General features: G+C 55.1%; 14 protein-coding genes and 1 riboswitch. Of the genes, 6 read left to right on the top strand and 8 right to left on the bottom strand.

The annotated features are described in order from the left end of the window. Window positions 1-597: 597 nt before the first annotated feature. Together purH and purD are read left to right on the top strand one after the other, a co-directional pair. On the top strand, window positions 598-2,187 hold the full coding sequence (gene purH / locus LC417_RS22070; RefSeq protein ID WP_033768368.1) for a bifunctional phosphoribosylaminoimidazolecarboxamide formyltransferase/IMP cyclohydrolase: 1,590 nt from the start codon (window positions 598-600) through the stop codon (window positions 2,185-2,187). Between the two features lie 19 nt (window positions 2,188-2,206). After that, a complete protein-coding gene (purD, locus tag LC417_RS22065; RefSeq protein ID WP_163641078.1) occupies window positions 2,207-3,487 on the top strand; it encodes a phosphoribosylamine--glycine ligase in 1,281 nt (426 codons plus the stop codon). Window positions 3,488-3,519: 32 nt separating this feature from the next. On the opposite strand, the gene LC417_RS22060 is transcribed toward purD, so the two are convergent. The 6 genes from LC417_RS22060 to nudC all read right to left on the bottom strand — a co-directional run bounded on the left by LC417_RS22060 (window position 3,520) and on the right by nudC (window position 7,916). Continuing rightward, a complete protein-coding gene (locus LC417_RS22060; RefSeq protein ID WP_010261073.1) occupies window positions 3,520-4,182 on the bottom strand; it encodes a DUF1481 domain-containing protein in 663 nt (220 codons plus the stop codon). 69 nt (window positions 4,183-4,251) lie between these two features. Beyond that, window positions 4,252-4,524, bottom strand: coding sequence for a nucleoid-associated protein HU-alpha (gene hupA / locus LC417_RS22055; RefSeq protein ID WP_003850136.1), 273 nt, complete (start codon window positions 4,522-4,524; stop codon window positions 4,252-4,254). A gap of 188 nt (window positions 4,525-4,712) precedes the next feature. Next, window positions 4,713-5,303: a YjaG family protein gene (locus tag LC417_RS22050; protein WP_010261070.1), complete on the bottom strand. Its 591-nt coding sequence runs from the start codon at window positions 5,301-5,303 to the stop codon at window positions 4,713-4,715. A gap of 63 nt (window positions 5,304-5,366) precedes the next feature. After that, window positions 5,367-6,035 (bottom strand): deoxyribonuclease V, encoded by a 669-nt coding sequence (nfi, locus tag LC417_RS22045; RefSeq protein WP_223566358.1) that lies wholly within the window; start codon window positions 6,033-6,035, stop codon window positions 5,367-5,369. Between the two features lie 2 nt (window positions 6,036-6,037). Further along, on the bottom strand, window positions 6,038-7,105 hold the full coding sequence (gene hemE, locus LC417_RS22040; protein ID WP_010672222.1) for a uroporphyrinogen decarboxylase: 1,068 nt from the start codon (window positions 7,103-7,105) through the stop codon (window positions 6,038-6,040). Window positions 7,106-7,145: 40 nt separating this feature from the next. Continuing rightward, window positions 7,146-7,916 carry an NAD(+) diphosphatase gene (nudC, locus tag LC417_RS22035; protein ID WP_010672223.1) on the bottom strand — a complete coding sequence of 257 codons (771 nt, stop codon included), beginning with the start codon at window positions 7,914-7,916 and terminating at the stop codon, window positions 7,146-7,148. Window positions 7,917-8,005: 89 nt separating this feature from the next. On the opposite strand from nudC, the gene LC417_RS22030 reads away from it, so the two are divergent. From LC417_RS22030 to thiE, 3 genes are all read left to right on the top strand, one after another. Then, window positions 8,006-8,512 carry an Rsd/AlgQ family anti-sigma factor gene (locus LC417_RS22030; RefSeq protein ID WP_010261059.1) on the top strand — a complete coding sequence of 169 codons (507 nt, stop codon included), beginning with the start codon at window positions 8,006-8,008 and terminating at the stop codon, window positions 8,510-8,512. 152 nt (window positions 8,513-8,664) lie between these two features. Further along, window positions 8,665-8,766: riboswitch (TPP riboswitch) on the top strand. Window positions 8,767-8,853: 87 nt separating this feature from the next. Continuing rightward, window positions 8,854-10,776, top strand: coding sequence for a phosphomethylpyrimidine synthase ThiC (gene thiC, locus LC417_RS22025; RefSeq protein ID WP_064691049.1), 1,923 nt, complete (start codon window positions 8,854-8,856; stop codon window positions 10,774-10,776). A 2-nt stretch (window positions 10,777-10,778) separates the two neighbouring features. Beyond that, entirely contained in the window at window positions 10,779-11,405 is a 627-nt protein-coding gene (gene thiE, locus LC417_RS22020) for a thiamine phosphate synthase (protein ID WP_045140883.1), read from the top strand. Between the two features lie 194 nt (window positions 11,406-11,599). Here thiE and LC417_RS22015 read toward each other — a convergent pair whose 3' ends face one another. Then, window positions 11,600-13,054 (bottom strand): PLP-dependent aminotransferase family protein, encoded by a 1,455-nt coding sequence (locus LC417_RS22015; RefSeq protein WP_033773291.1) that lies wholly within the window; start codon window positions 13,052-13,054, stop codon window positions 11,600-11,602. 174 nt (window positions 13,055-13,228) lie between these two features. Between LC417_RS22015 and LC417_RS22010 the strand changes: the two genes are divergently transcribed. After that, on the top strand, window positions 13,229-13,411 hold the full coding sequence (locus LC417_RS22010; RefSeq protein ID WP_010261051.1) for a DUF1127 domain-containing protein: 183 nt from the start codon (window positions 13,229-13,231) through the stop codon (window positions 13,409-13,411). Between the two features lie 55 nt (window positions 13,412-13,466). On the opposite strand, the gene rpoC is transcribed toward LC417_RS22010, so the two are convergent. Next, window positions 13,467-17,690: a DNA-directed RNA polymerase subunit beta' gene (gene rpoC / locus LC417_RS22005; protein WP_010261049.1), complete on the bottom strand. Its 4,224-nt coding sequence runs from the start codon at window positions 17,688-17,690 to the stop codon at window positions 13,467-13,469. Window positions 17,691-17,817 lie beyond the last annotated feature (127 nt).

Raw genomic sequence — 17,817 nt, 5'->3', positions numbered from 1 at the left:
CTGTAAAACGTCATAATGAATTTCATTATGTGTTCACTCGTGAGGCTTGATATTTTTTTACGTCCGGAGACGCTGATATCAATCCTGCGAGTGCCCACACAGATTGTCTGATAAATTGTTAAAGAGCAGTGCGAACAGTGCGTTAGCGTCCTGTCGCGAGGTGGCGTATATTACGCTTTCCTCCTGCAGAGTCAACCTCTTTCTCAGAAGTTTTTCTCCGGCGGCTCAGTCTCCTGCGCCTCTCAACCTGTCATTCCGTTGCCGGTGTGCCGTGTTGATGGATGCGCATTATAGGGAGTTGTCTGAGAGGCGCAACCCATAAATTGCATAAAAAAGAGCGTTCGCTGCATTCCACAGCAAAAGCGGCTGTTATACGCAGTTACACACAATGTTATCCACATTAGTCGGGCCAGATAAATTTAGGCGAGCATCACGCAAACGTTTTCGCTACAATGCCGGGCGAAGTTCCGGACACCCCTTTTCGGGGCGTTACCTGAGGTTTTTGATTTTTTCTTCCTATATAGAGAAGAGAAAACCGCTGTAAAGCCTGATGTAACGCTCTTATATACGCGAAACAAAGCCAAGGGATAAACCACCATGCAACAAACTCGTCCTGTACGCCGCGCATTGCTCAGTGTCTCTGACAAAGCCGGTATCCTCGAATTTGCTCAGGCGCTCTCAAGTCGCGGTGTCGAACTGCTCTCCACAGGCGGAACAGCTCGCCTGCTGGCGGATGCGGGTCTGGCTGTCACAGAAGTCTCTGACTACACCGGTTTCCCGGAAATGATGGATGGACGCGTCAAAACCCTGCATCCGAAAGTGCATGGCGGCATTTTAGGTCGTCGCGGCCAGGATGATGCCATTATGGCGCAGCACGACATCAGCCCAATCGACATGGTGGTCGTTAACCTCTATCCCTTTGCACAGACCGTCGCCCGTGAAGGATGTTCACTGGAAGATGCAGTGGAAAATATCGACATCGGTGGCCCGACCATGGTGCGCTCTGCTGCCAAGAACCATAAAGATGTGGCAATCGTGGTCAGCAGCGGCGACTACGATGCGATCATTGCCGAAATGGATGCCCATGAAAATGGCCTGACGCTTGAGACCCGTTTCGATCTGGCGATCAAAGCGTTCGAACACACTGCCGCGTATGACAGCATGATCGCTAACTACTTTGGCAGCCTGGTGCCCGCCTATCACGGTGATCGTAATCAGCCCGCCGGCCGTTTCCCGCGTACCCTGAATCTGAACTTCATTAAGAAGCAGGATATGCGCTACGGTGAAAACAGCCATCAGGATGCTGCCTTCTATATAGAAGAGAATATCACTGAAGCTTCAGTGGCGACGGCCCGGCAGGTTCAGGGTAAAGCGCTCTCCTATAACAACATTGCTGACACGGATGCTGCACTGGAGTGCGTAAAAGAGTTCAGTGAACCCGCCTGCGTCATCGTCAAACATGCAAACCCTTGTGGCGTAGCGACCGGTGACTCTCTGCTGGCAGCCTATGAGCGTGCTTACCAGACCGATCCGACCTCCGCATTTGGCGGCATCATCGCCTTTAACCGCGAGCTGGATGAAGCAACTGCGCAGGCCATTATCAGCCGCCAGTTTGTTGAGGTGATTATCGCGCCAGCGGTTTCCGAGGCCGCGCTGAAAATTACCGCCGCGAAGCAGAATGTCCGTGTCCTGATCTGCGGCCAATGGCAAAACCGTACTGCTGCACTGGATTTCAAACGTGTCAACGGGGGTCTGCTGGTACAGGATCGCGATCTCGGCATGGTCGATGCCAGCCAGCTGCGCGTAGTCAGTAAACGTCAGCCAACGGAACAGGAACTGCGTGATGCGCTGTTCTGCTGGAAAGTGGCGAAGTTCGTTAAGTCTAACGCCATTGTTTATGCACGCGACAACATGACCATTGGTATCGGTGCCGGACAGATGAGCCGTGTCTATTCCGCTAAGATTGCCGGCATTAAAGCAGCCGATGAAGGGCTGGAAGTAAAAGGATCAGCCATGGCGTCGGATGCCTTCTTCCCGTTCCGTGATGGTATTGATGCGGCAGCCGCGTCAGGCGTGAGCTGCGTCATCCAGCCTGGCGGCTCCATCCGCGATGAAGAGGTAATTGCGGCGGCAGATGAGCACGGCATTGCCATGATCTTCACCGACATGCGTCACTTCCGCCATTAATCGTTCTGGAGAGAAACAGATGAAAATTTTAGTAATCGGCAATGGCGGACGTGAACATGCTCTGGCCTGGAAAGCTGTCCAGTCGCCGCTGGCGGAAACCGTGTTTGTGGCACCGGGTAACGCGGGCACCGCATTAGAGCCTGCGCTGCAGAATGTCGCGATTAGTGCAACTGATGTCCCTGCCCTGCTTGAGTTTGCCCGGCGTGAAAAGATTGATCTAACGATTGTCGGCCCCGAAGCGCCGCTGGTGATTGGCATCGTGGATGCCTTCCGTGAGGCCGGGCTGGCTATCTTTGGTCCGACTCAGGCCGCTGCGCAGCTGGAAGGCTCTAAAGCTTTCACCAAGGATTTCCTGGCGCGTCATAAGATCCCGAGTGCGGAATACCAGAACTTCACCGAGGTTGAGCCCGCTCTCGCGTATCTGCGTGAGAAAGGCGCCCCTATCGTCATCAAAGCCGACGGCCTGGCCGCAGGTAAAGGCGTGATTGTGGCGATGACGCTGCAGGAAGCTGAGGATGCGGTTCAGGATATGCTGGCCGGAAACGCCTTTGGCGATGCCGGACACCGCATTGTGATTGAAGAGTTTCTGGATGGCGAAGAAGCCAGCTTCATCGTGATGGTGGACGGCGAGCATGTGCTGCCCATGGCCACCAGCCAGGATCACAAACGCGTGGGCGATGGCGATACCGGTCCGAACACCGGCGGAATGGGTGCCTACTCTCCGGCTCCGGTTGTCACCGATGAGATCCACCAGCGCGTTATGGATCAGGTTATCTGGCCGACCGTGCGCGGCATGGCGGCTGAAGGCAACGTCTATACCGGTTTTCTCTATGCCGGCCTGATGATCGATCACACCGGGCAGCCGAAAGTGATCGAATTCAACTGCCGCTTCGGCGATCCGGAGACTCAGCCGATCATGCTGCGTCTGCAGTCGGATCTGGTCGATCTTTGCCTGGCCGCCTGTGACGGTAAGCTGGATCAGAAAACGTCACAATGGGATCCCCGCCCTGCGCTGGGTGTGGTGCTGGCGGCGGGCGGTTATCCGGGTGACTACACTCAGGGCGATCAGATTCACGGTCTGCCACTGGAAGAAGTGGCTGACGGCAAGGTATTCCACGCCGGAACACGGCTGGAAGAGGACCTGGTGCTGACAAACGGTGGCCGCGTGTTGTGCGTAACCGCGCTGGGCGACGATGTGGCCGCGGCACAAAAGCGGGCTTATGAGCTGACACAGCCAATCTCATGGCAGGGCAGCTTCTGTCGCCGCGATATCGGCTACCGCGCCATTAATCGCAAATAAGTTCAGGGGGCACCAGGTGCCCCCTTTTCAATTCACATATCTTCTTCTGTCGGCTGCTGTGAGCAGTCATCCTGCTGACTGACCCGCAATAGCTGTATTCCTTCCGGCGCTTCCAGCCATGACACCATCAGCGGTGCCGATGCGCGGCGTTGCTGCTGTGTCAGCATCTGCAGAGCGTCGGCGTCAAAAGCGGGTCTGACCTGCTGGCCTTCGCAACTCTCCAGCACATTGTTTCCCAGCCAGTGTCCCTGTCTGAGGAACACCTGACCGCTTAATAGCGCATCGCTGAGGTTACGCATCCGCTCGGCATCAAACTTATAGAGCTCAACCGCATCCGGGCTGACCGCTTCACGCCGGCCTGAAAGCTGGCGCTGCATAAAGTTAAGACCGCCAGCCTGGTCAAAGCGCAGGGTCACATCATCAGGCTGGTTGCCCTTCACCTGACGCTGGATGCTGATCAACGACTCTTCCAGCCAGACATAATCCGTCACTTCACCCTCCCCCCCACTGAACGGCGTATAGAAGGTGCGGATATGGACCGACTGGTGGTCGCTGTTTTTACGCCAGATACGAACAACACCACGATCGGCAAGATAGCCACTGGCAGAAAAGGGGGGAATATCCGGAGTAGAGCTGCAACCGAAAAGAAAAAGGGAGAGAAACAGAACAGATAAACGCTGAAACAGCGGGGTCATGATGGCTGGCCTCTTAAACAAAAGGGGCGAAACGCCCCCTGTTTTAAAGCTTAACCGCAGTGCGACGTCTTACTTAACGGCGTCTTTCAGCGCTTTACCAGACACGAATGCCGGTACATTTGCTGCAGCGATTTTGATCTCTTTGCCAGTCTGCGGGTTACGACCGGTACGCTCAGCGCGGTGGTTCACTTTAAAAGTACCAAAACCAACCAGTTGTACAGCATCACCATCTTTCAGAGACTCAGTGATCGCAGCCAGAGTAGATTCCAGCGCTGCCTTTGCCTGGGTTTTAGACAGGTCAGCTTTTTCTGCGATCACATCAATCAGTTGAGTCTTGTTCATAAGTTATCCTTAAAGTGTATTTATCGCTTGCTAAGCAACGAGTGCGAGGGAAAAGCCATATTCTGGCACTCTTCTGCCTGCACGCACCGATAGCCACAATTTTCAGCCCCCCAAATGTAGACCAGACAGGGGGCCAATGTGAAGCCTCCAGGCGCGCTAATTCGGGCCTGAAGTCACGTTTTATCGCCTTACTGCTGGAAATTTATACCGATGTTGCTAATTCCCGCTTCACGCAGGTCAGATCGCAGACCTTTAATCAATTCAAGGTCGCGCTCTTCACACTCCGCCAGCAGGCGGAAAATCTCCCACTGAAGGTCCCACTCATCGATGATAGCCGGGTTTTCACGCAGCTCTTCGTCGGTCATTTCGCGTCCAGCCTGGGTCATTTCCAGCATGGCGATAGTGGTAATTGAGGTCTCGCTGACTTCAATTGCATGCTCAAGAGTTTCACCGCTCAGCTGCGCATGTACGACTTCGCTTAATGCCACACAGGCATCGATAGCCGGATAAACGCCGTAAACCTCAAACGCATCACCATCCGGAATGGCGGCTTCGAGCTTTTCAAGCTGGCTGTCGAAGTTAATCTTCGCATCTTTGACCGTCAGGTTTTCCCAGATCAGATCAAGAATACGGCGATAGAGTGCCGGATCGGCAAATTCAGTCTGCTCGCAGAACGCGCGATAGTTGGGATACATGCGCTCGCACAGGCAGGCCATAAAAGTAAGGTGCTGCCAGCTTTCCAGCTTCGCCAGACGCAGATGAACGGGATTTTGTAACATAAAGGTGGCTCTTATTCGTTTCGCTGGCCGCAGTGTAACTGCAAAACCGCAGCACAAACAGTGTTAAAGCGCGTTTTGCCAGCGCTGGAAAGCGGTTCGGTTCGAGGCAACCGCGTCGGCCCAGCGGGTCGGTTCCGGCAGCCGGTAACCACGCGTACAGTTTTCGACCCACTGCAGCGCGGTATCCAGGCTGACACGATGGCCGGTGGCGACAAACAGCGGATTACACCGCAGCTTGCTGCGCCATACCCAGCCTATCTGCTCGCCTTTGTCGATCAGTGGCTGACGACTGCCAGGCTGCGCATCCAGATCGGCAAAACGGCCACACAGGCGACTTTTCGCGACACCAATGGTGGGCACATTGACCAGCAGGCCAAAATGTGACGCGACGCCAAGTCGTCGTGGATGCGAAATACCATGTCCATCCACAAACAGCAGGTCCGGCTTTTGCTCCAGCATCTGCCAGGCGGCCATCAGCGCTGGATATTCACGGAATGAGAGAAAGCCCGGAATATAAGGCATGGTGGTCTCAACGCGTGCGATGCGGTGCTCCACCAGCTTTAAGGAGGGATACTCCAGTATCACCATCGCCGCCCGGGTGATGGTACCTTCCTGCTCAAATCCAACGTCCGCCCCGCCGATAAAGCGGGGTGGCAGCACATCAAAGTCATCTTCTCGCACCACATCAGCGGCGCGTTGTAACTGCTCAGCGCGAAGTGCGGCAATATCCATGATTACTCCTGATGCCAGGGACGTGATAAACGGTGTACCGCCTCAACAAAGACGCCCGCATTTTCCGGTGGCACATCCAGATGAATACCATGCCCCAGATTGAAGACATGCCCGGTACCTGAGCCAAAGCGCTCCAGGATCCCAGCCACTTCCTGTTCTATGCGCTCAGGTGCCGCATAGAGCATAGAAGGATCCATGTTCCCCTGCAGGGCGACTTTGTCGCCCACGCGACGGCGTGCGTCATCAATATCGGTGGTCCAGTCGAGACCCAGCGCGTCACAACCGGTGGCGGCCATCGCTTCCAGCCACTGTCCGCCGCCTTTAGTGAAGAGCGTCACCGGCACGCGGCGACCGTCGTTTTCACGCAGCAGGCCATCGACAATTTTGTGCATGTAATGGAGTGAGAATTCGCGGTAATCACGACCGGTCAGCACGCCGCCCCAGGTATCAAATACCATAACGGACTGCGCACCGGCGCGGATCTGAGCATTGAGATAGAGGATGACGCTGTCGGCCAGCTTATCCAGCATCGCGTGGAGCGTAGCGGGATCGGCATACATCATCTTCTTAATTTTGGTAAACGCCTTGCTGCTCCCGCCTTCCACCATATAGGTGGCCAGCGTCCACGGACTTCCAGAGAAGCCAATCAGCGGCAGGTCGCCGTTCAGGTTCTTACGGATGGTACGGACAGCATTCATCACATAGCCCAGCTCCATTTCGGGATCGGGCACCGGTAAACGCTCAACGTCAGCGCGACAGGTCACAGGGTTTGAGAAACGCGGGCCTTCGCCGGTTTCAAAGTAGAGACCCAGTCCCATCGCATCCGGAATGGTCAGGATGTCACTGAAGAGGATGGCGGCATCCAGCGGATAACGGCGCAGCGGCTGCAGGGTGACTTCACAAGCCAGCTCGGCGTTTTTACACAGCGACATAAAGTCACCCGCCTGGGCGCGTGTCGCTTTGTACTCCGGCAAATAGCGCCCGGCTTGTCGCATCATCCAGACCGGCGTGACATCAACCGGCTGACGTAACAGGGCACGCAAATAACGATCGTTCTTCAGTTCACTCATCTCAACACTCTCTCAATAACAGGCGTGTAGTGTAGCACTTTCACACTTCGGCGCGGCACAGAGCGACGGTATCTTCAATCAGGCGGCGCGCCACGGTGCCTGGCGGTGGCAGCAACGGCAGCTCATCAAAACGGAACCAGGCCGCATCCAGCAGCTCTTTACCGTCGTGCTGCAGATCGCCGCTGTCATACTCCGCCATAAAGGCTGTCATCAGCGATTGCGGGAAGGGCCATGGCTGGGAGGTAACGTAACGGACGTTTTTGACGCGGATATTGCTCTCTTCCATCACTTCGCGGGCAACGGCCTGCTCCAGCGTCTCGCCCACCTCCACAAAACCCGCCAGCACGGTGTAGACCTTGTTGCGATGGCGGGCATGATTCGCCAGCAGGATTTCATCACCGCGACGGATAGCCACAATGATGCAGGGTGCGATCTGCGGATAGTAACGCTCGCGACAATGGCTGCAGAGACAGGCAAATTCATGTTTGCTTTGGTGCATTTCATGGCCGCAATAGCCGCACCAGCGATGAGAACGGTAGAATTCCGCCAGTTGCACACCGCGACCCACCAGCTGAAACAGCGCCACATCCTGATCGATCAGCTGTCGTACTGAGAACATATCGGCAGAACGCGGCTCACAAATCAGCCAGACTTTTTCGCCCTGCCACTCACCGATGGTCCGGGCTTTACTGCCGGTCAAACCAAATTTTTCGGCGTTTCCGTGGGGTAAATCACCTTGTGGTAACCAAAGTTTCTGTTCATGGCTGACAATCCACCATCCAGCGTCTACGCTTGAGATTTCGCATTGCATTTATTTCGTCATCCTTAGCGTCAACTCGCACGCTGAAGTCCTGATGTTAAGTGTGTAGATAAACAACTATAACTCACATGGAGTTAGATATGCTTAACCAGTTAGACGTCCTGGCTGAACGCGTAGGTGGCAGTAATGAACTGGTCGATTCGTGGCTTGAAGCCCGTCGTCAGCTACTGGTGACCTATTATCACCTGGTCGGACTTAAACCAAACAAAGAGGCGCTGACGCGTCTTGATGAGCAGGCTCTGGACAACTTCTGTCACGGTCTGGTCGATTATCTTTCTGCGGGTCACTTCAGTATCTATGAACGCGTGATCAGTGAAATGAGTGGCGACAGCCCGATGATTGCCGCCGCACAGATCTATCCACCGCTGGAAGCCAATACTGAGCGTCTGATGCAGCTGTATGACGGCCACCTGCAGCAGGCGATCGACGACGAGAACTGCATGACCTTCCAGCAGGCACTCTCCGAAGTGGGTGAAGTGCTGGAAGCACGCTTTACGCTGGAAGATAAGCTGATTCAGCTGGCATGGGACAACCAGCTTGTCCCCCCGCCGGTTGCCAATGACAGCCATATCGCGCGTCCGGCTTAATCATCATCTCCGGCAAAGGGGTTGAGATTATCCCGTAGCCCTTTTATGCTGAACAGGTTCTGAGGAGAGTGCTCCAAAGAACCTTTTTTATTTTTGCTTTGAAATATAAGGTTTTTACGCCTGGCTCTGTTATCAGACACCCGCGTAAAAACAGCTTCTTGTCGGAGTGCCCAAGTTGGGCTGAGACCGTTAATTCGGGATCCGCGGAACCTGATCAGGTTAGAACCTGCGAAGGGAACAAGAGTAAATATTCTCTGTATACCAGCATGCTTACGCTGTCTATACGGTTACTCCTTCCGAACTCCGGACAAGCATCGTTCCCCCTTAACAGGAAGATTGCTATGTCTGACCAAAAAACAACCCGTCGTGAACAGCGTGCCCAGGCGCAGGAATTTATCGATTCCCTGCAAAGCGGCAGTGCGTTTCCCCAGTCCCGCCGCATCTGGATTACCGGCAGCCGCGAGGATATTCGCGTTCCCATGCGTGAAATCGTGCTAAGCCCGACTCACATCGGCGGCAGCAAAGAACAGCCTCTCTATGAGCAGAACGAAGCGGTACCGGTCTATGACACGGCGGGTGCCTATGGCGATCCCGCGGCACAGATCGATGTTCATCGTGGCTTGGAAAAGCTGCGCGCCCGCTGGATTGCTGAACGCGACGACAGCGAACTTCTCGAACAGAACAGCTCAGGCTATACCCAGCAGCGGCTGGCTGACGAGGGGCTGGATCATCTGCGTTTCGATCAACTGCCGACACCGCGCCGTGCCCGCGCAGGCTGCTGCGTCACGCAATTGCACTATGCCCGCCAGGGGATCATCACCCCGGAGATGGAATTTATCGCACTGCGGGAAAACATGGGCCGTGAGCGAATCCGCAGTGAGGTATTGCTGCAACAGCATCCCGGCCACAGTTTTGGCGCGCATCTGCCAGCCAGTATCACGCCCGAGTTTGTACGTCAGGAGGTCGCTGCCGGACGCGCCATTATCCCTGCCAATATCAATCACCCTGAATCGGAGCCGATGATCATTGGCCGCAACTTTCTGGTTAAGGTCAATGCCAACATCGGTAACTCGGCGGTGACCTCTTCTATTGAGGAAGAGGTGGAAAAACTGGTCTGGTCGACTCGCTGGGGTGCCGATACGGTGATGGATCTCTCTACCGGTCGTTATATTCATGAAACGCGCGAATGGATTTTGCGAAACAGCCCGGTGCCAATCGGTACAGTGCCGATTTATCAGGCGCTGGAAAAAGTGAATGGCGTGGCCGAGGCGCTGAACTGGGAAATATTCCGCGATACGCTGCTTGAGCAGGCGGAACAGGGTGTCGATTACTTTACTATCCACGCTGGCGTGCTGCTGCGTTATGTCCCGATGACGGCGAAACGTCTGACCGGAATTGTATCGCGGGGTGGCTCTATCATGGCGAAATGGTGCCTGTCGCATCATCAGGAGAGCTTCCTGTATCAGCACTTCCGGGAGATTTGTGAAATCTGCGCCGCCTATGATGTCTCCCTGTCGCTGGGCGATGGCCTTCGTCCGGGTTCCATTCAGGATGCCAACGATGAGGCGCAGTTTGCCGAACTGCGTACCCTGGGCGAACTGACCCGTATTGCCTGGGAATATGACGTTCAGGTCATGATTGAAGGCCCGGGGCACGTCCCGATGCATATGATTCGTCGCAACATGACCGAACAGCTCGACCTGTGCGATGAAGCCCCCTTCTACACCCTTGGCCCGCTGACCACCGACATCGCGCCCGGCTATGACCATTTCACCTCCGGTATCGGTGCTGCCATGATTGGCTGGTTTGGTTGCGCCATGTTGTGTTACGTCACGCCCAAAGAGCACCTGGGTCTGCCGAACAAAGAGGATGTGAAGCAGGGATTGATCACCTACAAAATCGCGGCGCATGCCGCCGATCTGGCGAAAGGCCATCCGGGTGCGCAGATCCGTGATAACGCCATGTCCAAAGCGCGCTTTGAGTTCCGCTGGGAAGATCAGTTTAATCTGGCGCTGGATCCCCATACGGCGCGGGCTATGCATGATGAAACCCTGCCGCAGGAGTCGGGCAAAGTGGCCCATTTCTGCTCGATGTGTGGCCCTAAGTTCTGCTCGATGAAAATTTCCCAGGAGGTGCGCGAGTTCGCAGCACGTCAGGATACGCACGCCGAGCCCGTTGAAGTGGGCATGGCGCAAATGTCAGACCGTTTTCGTCGGCGCGGCGGTGAGCTTTATCATCCCGCCGATGCCATTAAGGAGGAGTAACGATGCCCGCATTTCCCGCTACCGCCCCGCGCCTGGGGCTTTATCCGGTGGTTGATAGCCCCGACTGGATTGAGCGCCTGCTGAAGATGGGCGTTCGTACACTGCAGCTGCGCATCAAAGATCAGCCCGATGAGGTCGCCGAGCCCGCCATCGCTCAGGCGATTGCAATGGGTAAACGCTATGACGCGCGCCTGTTTATCAATGACTACTGGCAGCTTGCGATAAAGCATCAGGCTTATGGCGTGCATCTGGGTCAGGAGGATCTCGATGTCGCCGATCTTGCCCGGATTCATCAGGCAGGATTGCGTCTGGGGCTCTCCACCCATGACGATGCTGAACTGGACCGCGCACTGGCAATCCAGCCCTCTTACATCGCGCTTGGACATATTTTCCCGACGCAGACCAAAGAGATGCCTTCTGCGCCGCAGGGCATTGAGCAGCTGAAGCGGCATCTGACGCGCCTGACGCATATCCCCACCGTGGCAATTGGCGGTATTTCGATTGCTCGGGCACCTGACGTGCTGGCAACCGGCGTAGGGAGTATTGCGGTGGTGAGTGCGATTACCCAGGCAGATGACTGGCGTGAAGCAACACGTACTTTGCTGGCGCTGGCAGAGCTTCACCAATAAGTATTTGTGGAAGCTGTCCCGCATAGCGGCTGCAAAACCAGTAACGCCAGCGTTTCTGCCGGGAAAGCGGTGCGCAAAAGCGTAAGTTGCCGCTGGCGTGCTCTGATGCAAAACCTTAACGTGGCCTCCGTCAGGTTAAGGTTATCTGACCAGGGCCGGTTCCCTCCTCTTGCCGGCCCTGCTTCTTCTTTTCGCTATGCGAGAGTTGAAGCTGAAATCTGCGTCTCATGCTGGCACGAGATCATGGCGCGTTCGACGGCTGCACCCACCAGCGCCAGCGCCTTCTCAGTCTGCTCGTTGATCGGCAGCCCGTAGTTTAAGCGCAGACAGTTACGGTATTTACCCGAGGCCGAAAAGAGTGAGCCTACGGCTATCTGAATTTTTGACTCGCGCAATTCGCGATTGAGCCGGACCGCATCAAACGCTTCGGGGAGTTCTATCCACATCAGAAAACCGCCCTGAGGACGGGAAACGCAGATGCCGCAGGGAAAGTAGTGGCGCACCCAGCAGCTAAAGGTTTCATAGTTACGATGATAGATTTGCCGCATCCGGCGCAGATGGGGCTGATAATGGCCCTGGCGGATAAACTCGGAGACCGCATGCTGAGGCTGTGTGGCGGTGGAACCTGTGACGATATATTTCATGTGCAGTACACGGTCGCGATAGCGGCCGGGTGCAACCCAGCCGACACGCAAACCTGGCGCCAGCGTTTTGGAAAAGGAGCTGCACAGCAGAACCCTGCCATCGAGATCCAGCGCTTTAATGGTCGCTGGGCGCGGATATTCCCAGGCTAACTCACCATAGACATCATCTTCAATGACCGCAGCGTCAAACCGCTGCGCCAGGGCCAGCAATGCCCGCTTACGCGGCTCAGGCATGATAAATCCCAGCGGATTATTACAGTTCGGTACAACAACGACTGCTTTAATCGGCCATTGATCAAACGCCAGTTCCAGCGCTTCCAGGCTGATGCCGGTTACCGCATCAGTCGGGATCTCAATGGCACGAATGCCAAATCCGCGCAGGGTTTGCATGATCCCGTGAAACGAAGGCGACTCAACAGCAATGATATCGCCCGGCTCGCAGACCGCACGCACGGCTACCGATAAGGCTTCATGGCAGCCGGTGGTAATAACAATGTCATCGGCGGTGAGCTGGCAACCGCTATCTATCGCCAGTCGTGCAACCTGTTGCCGTAGTGCGAGAACACCATAGAGGTTGTCATAATTGAGCAGCGCGATGTCCTGCTTCTGAGCCTGTCGGCTGAAGGCTTTCCACAGCGGCTTAAGCGTCGGTTGGGTCAGATCGGGCATACCGCTTCCCAGCTGCAACACATCATCTTCCAGACGGCTGTTAATCAGCTCCAGCACCGCATCCCACTGCGTTACCTCAACCGGCCGCTGTGCGGGACGGGTCAGCGCAGGCATCGGGGGCGTCGCCTTACGCGAGGCCACAAAATAGCCAGAGCGCGACTGCGGCGTAATCATCTGCTTCTCTTCCAGCAGATGATAAGCCTGCTGCACGGTGCTGATACTGACGCCATGTTCGGCACTCAGACTGCGTACCGAGGGCAGGCGCTCACCACTGCGATATAAACCTTGTTCGATACGCTGAGCCAGCAGCGTGGCCAGATGTTCATATCGCGTCATTGTATTTCCTCTGACTCAGTAGCTGAGCATTAACCGGTACAGTTATGCCTCTTTTTTACCATTCAGATCGCCATTACCGCAATCTGTATGTTAAAGAAAGGTGATTTTTGCGTCTGTATCATACAGAGCGATCCGCTGAGAATAGTCCTCAGACAATTCACTGAGGGCACTATCATGGGATACGACGAGAATCGCGCAGCTAAACCGTTTACAGGCACGCCTTACCAGTTGGTTCGCTATCTTTGGCGCAGTTATAAACGCTGGCAGCTGAGGCGTGAGACGCGCGTCATCCTGTCGAAGCTGAGTGACAGTCAGCTGAAAGACATTGGCCTTGGCCGCAACGACTGGAATGTCTGAATCAGAGACAAAAAAAAACCCTGCCGAGGCAGGGTTTTTATCAGGCAAAGGACGATTAATCGTCTTTGTTGCCGCCGAGACCGGCGTTCAACAGTTCAGCCAGGCTGGCTGAGGCTTCATCCGCAGTAACCTGCGGTGCAACCGGAACTTCACCTGCCGCTTTGCGGCGCATACGATCCTGATGGTACGCATAACCGGTACCGGCCGGGATCAGACGACCCACGATTACGTTCTCTTTCAGGCCGCGCAGTTCATCGCGCTTACCTGCTACTGCTGCTTCGGTCAGGACACGCGTGGTTTCCTGGAACGATGCTGCAGAGATGAACGATTCGGTAGCCAGTGACGCTTTGGTAATACCCAGCAGGTCACGCATGAAGGTTGCGCCAACTTTTCCGTTCGCTTCCAGATCACGGTTAGAGATCTTGATGCGAGAGAATTCAGCCTGCTCACCTTCCAGGAAGTCTGCACTTCCTGCGCTCACGATGGTTGCTTTACGCAGCATCTGACGAACGATGACTTCGATGTGCTTATCGTTAATCTTAACGCCTTGCAGACGGTAAACTTCCTGCACTTCGTTAGTGATGTAACGGGTCACCGCATGCACGCCACGCAAGCGCAGGATGTCATGTGGAGACTCTGGGCCATCGGAAACCACGTCACCGCGCTCAACACGTTCACCTTCGAACACGTTCAACTGACGCCATTTCGGAATCATCTCTTCGTACGGCTCACTGCCATCCAGCGGAGTGATGACCAGACGACGCTTACCTTTGGTCTCTTTACCGAAGGAGATGATGCCGCTGATCTCCGCCAGAATAGCTGGCTCTTTCGGACGACGCGCTTCGAATAGGTCAGCAACGCGTGGCAGACCACCGGTAATATCCTTGGTACCGCCAGATTCCTGCGGAACACGCGCCAGCGTGTCACCAGCACTGATCTTCACGCCATCTTCCAGCTGAACAATCGCTTTACCAGGCAGGAAGTACTGAGCCGGCATGTCGGTGCCCGGGATCAGAACGTCGTTGCCGTTGGCATCAACAATTTTCAGCGCAGGACGCAGATCTTTACCGCCCGCAGTACGTTCAGCACTGTCCAGAACCACCAGCGAAGAAAGACCGGTTAAGTCATCTGTCTGACGGGTAATGGTCTGGCCATCAACCATGTCCGTGAAGCGAATGAAACCGCCCACTTCGGTGATGACTGGCATGGTATGCGGATCCCAGTTTGCGACGGTTTCGCCCGCTGCAACCTGCTCACCATCACCTTTCGCCATGGTAGAACCATAAGGAACTTTATAGCTCTCTTTGGTACGACCAAATTCGTCGATCATTTTCAGTTCAACGTTACGCGAGGTGATCACCAGCTTGCCTGCCGAGTTCGTTACCGACTTGGCGTTGGTCAGCTTGATGGTACCTTTGTTCTTCACCTGAATGCTGGATTCAGCAGCCGCACGTGATGCCGCACCACCGATGTGGAACGTACGCATCGTCAGCTGTGTACCTGGCTCACCGATGGACTGTGCCGCGATAACACCAATCGCTTCACCTTTGTTGATGATGTGACCACGTGCCAGGTCGCGACCATAGCAATGCGCACACACACCAAAGTCGGTTTCACAACCTACTACTGAGCGGACTTTCAGGCTGTCGACTGAGTTCAGTTCCAGCACGTCACACCAGTGCTCATCGAGCAGCGTGTTGCGTGGAACCAGAATATCAGCAGTACCCGGCTTCAGAACGTCTTCAGCGGTCACACGACCCAGAACACGTTCACGCAGTGGCTCTTTAACGTCGCCACCTTCGATGACAGGTGTCATCATGATGCCTTCGTGTGTACCACAGTCATCTTCGGTAACAACCAGATCCTGTGCAACGTCAACCAGACGACGCGTCAGATAACCGGAGTTCGCCGTTTTCAGTGCGGTATCCGCCAGACCTTTACGAGCACCGTGGGTTGAGATGAAGTACTGGAGTACGTTCAACCCTTCACGGAAGTTCGCCGTGATTGGTGTTTCGATGATGGAGCCATCTGGCTTCGCCATCAGACCACGCATACCGGCCAGCTGACGAATCTGTGCAGCAGAACCACGCGCACCGGAGTCAGCCATCATAAAGATGCTGTTAAAGGAAACCTGTCGCTCTTCTACGCCGTCACGGTTAATAACGGTTTCGGTTGAGAGGTTTTCCATCATCGCCTTAGCAACACGTTCGTTGGCTGCTGCCCAGATATCGATGACTTTGTTGTAACGTTCGCCTGCGGTTACCAGACCAGACTGGAACTGCTCCTGGATCTCAGCCACTTCAGCTTCCGCTTCGGTGATGATTTCCACTTTCTTCTCTGGAATAACCATGTCGTCGATGCCGACAGACGCGCCTGAACGGGCTGCGTAAGCGAAACCGGTGTACATGGTCTGGTCAGCAAAGATAACAGTCGGCTTCAGGCCCAGAATGCGGTAACAGGTGTTCAGCATTTTGGAGATAGCTTTTTTGCCCAGCGCCTGGTTAACGATGGAGAAAGGCAGACCTTTTGGCACGATCATCCACAGGATGGCACGGCCAACAGTGGTGTCGATGATGCTGGTTTTAGCAACCCACTCATCCTGCTCATTTTTCTCGTGTTCGGTGATACGCACCTTAACGCGAGCATGCAGCGATGCGAGGCCAGCGCGATAAATACGCTCAGCTTCTTTCGGGCCAGTCAACACCATGCCCTCGCCTTTGGCGTTAACACAGTCACGGGTCATGTAGTACAGACCCAGTACAACGTCCTGAGAAGGAACGATGATTGGCTCGCCGTTCGCAGGTGACAGGATGTTGTTGGTCGACATCATCAGCGCACGTGCTTCCAGCTGGGCTTCCAGCGTCAGCGGTACGTGAACAGCCATCTGGTCACCATCGAAGTCGGCGTTGTATGCCGCACAAACCAGCGGGTGCAGCTGGATCGCTTTACCTTCGATCAGAACCGGTTCAAAGGCCTGAATACCCAGACGGTGCAGCGTAGGCGCACGGTTCAGCAGAACCGGGTGCTCACGGATCACTTCGTCGAGGATATCCCAGACAACCGCTTCTTCGCGCTCAACCATTTTCTTCGCGGCTTTGATGGTGGTGGCCAGGCCACGCAGTTCCAGCTTGCCGTAAATGAACGGTTTGAACAGTTCGAGTGCCATTTTCTTCGGCAGACCGCACTGATGCAGGCGCAGGTATGGACCTACGGTGATAACCGAACGACCAGAATAGTCGACACGTTTACCCAGCAGGTTCTGACGGAAACGACCCTGCTTACCTTTGATCATGTCAGCCAGTGATTTCAGCGGACGCTTGTTGGAACCGGTGATCGCACGACCGCGACGACCGTTGTCCAGCAGTGCATCGACCGCTTCCTGCAACATACGCTTTTCGTTGCGCACGATGATATCTGGCGCAGCCAGATCCAGCAGGCGTTTCAGGCGGTTGTTACGGTTGATCACGCGACGATAGAGATCGTTCAGATCCGACGTTGCGAAACGGCCACCATCCAGCGGTACCAGCGGACGCAGATCCGGTGGCAGAACAGGCAGCACGGTCAGGATCATCCACTCTGGCTTGTTGCCAGACTGTACGAACGCTTCCAGCAGCTTGATGCGCTTGGTCAGCTTTTTACGTTTGGTTTCGGAGTTAGTTTCGTTCAGCTCTTCACGCAGCTGCTCGCACTCCTGCTCCAGATCCATGTTTTTCAACAGGGCCTGGATCGCTTCGGCGCCCATTTTGGCGTCGAACTCGTCACCGAACTCTTCCAGAGCGTCAAGGTACTGCTCTTCAGTCAGAATCTGACGCTTCTCGAGGTTGGTCATGCCACCTTCGATTACCACGTAAGATTCAAAGTAGAGCACGCGCTCGATGTCACGCAGTGGCATATCCAGCAGTAAGCCGATACGCGATGGCAGTGACTTCAGGAACCAGATGTGCGCAGTCGGCGACGCCAGTTCGATGTGGCCCATACGCTCACGGCGTACTTTAGTCTGGGTCACTTCAACGCCGCACTTCTCACAAATCACACCACGGTGTTTCAGGCGCTTGTATTTGCCGCACAGGCACTCATAGTCTTTTACCGGCCCGAAGATACGGGCACAGAACAGACCATCGCGCTCTGGCTTAAAAGTACGGTAGTTAATGGTTTCTGGCTTTTTCACTTCACCAAAAGACCAGGAACGGATCATGTCTGGCGAAGCCAGCGCAATTTTGATCGCATCAAACTCTTCGGTCTTAGTTTGCGCTTTCAGAAACTTAAGTAAGTCTTTCACGGATTAGCTCCCGTCGGAGTGAGACTCAGAGGGCGTCCAACCGAAATTGAACGCCCCGTAACCAGTACAATTGCGAGCGCTTTAAACCCTGCGCTTTCAGGCGGCGGCGAACCGCAGCCTGAAAAGG

It is taken from the genome of Pantoea sp. OVA07A, assembly GCF_019969975.1.
Taxonomy (GTDB): domain Bacteria; phylum Pseudomonadota; class Gammaproteobacteria; order Enterobacterales; family Enterobacteriaceae; genus Pantoea; species Pantoea agglomerans.
Note: the sequence above shows the minus strand (reverse complement) of the source record. Positions and strands in the feature narration are given on the sequence as shown.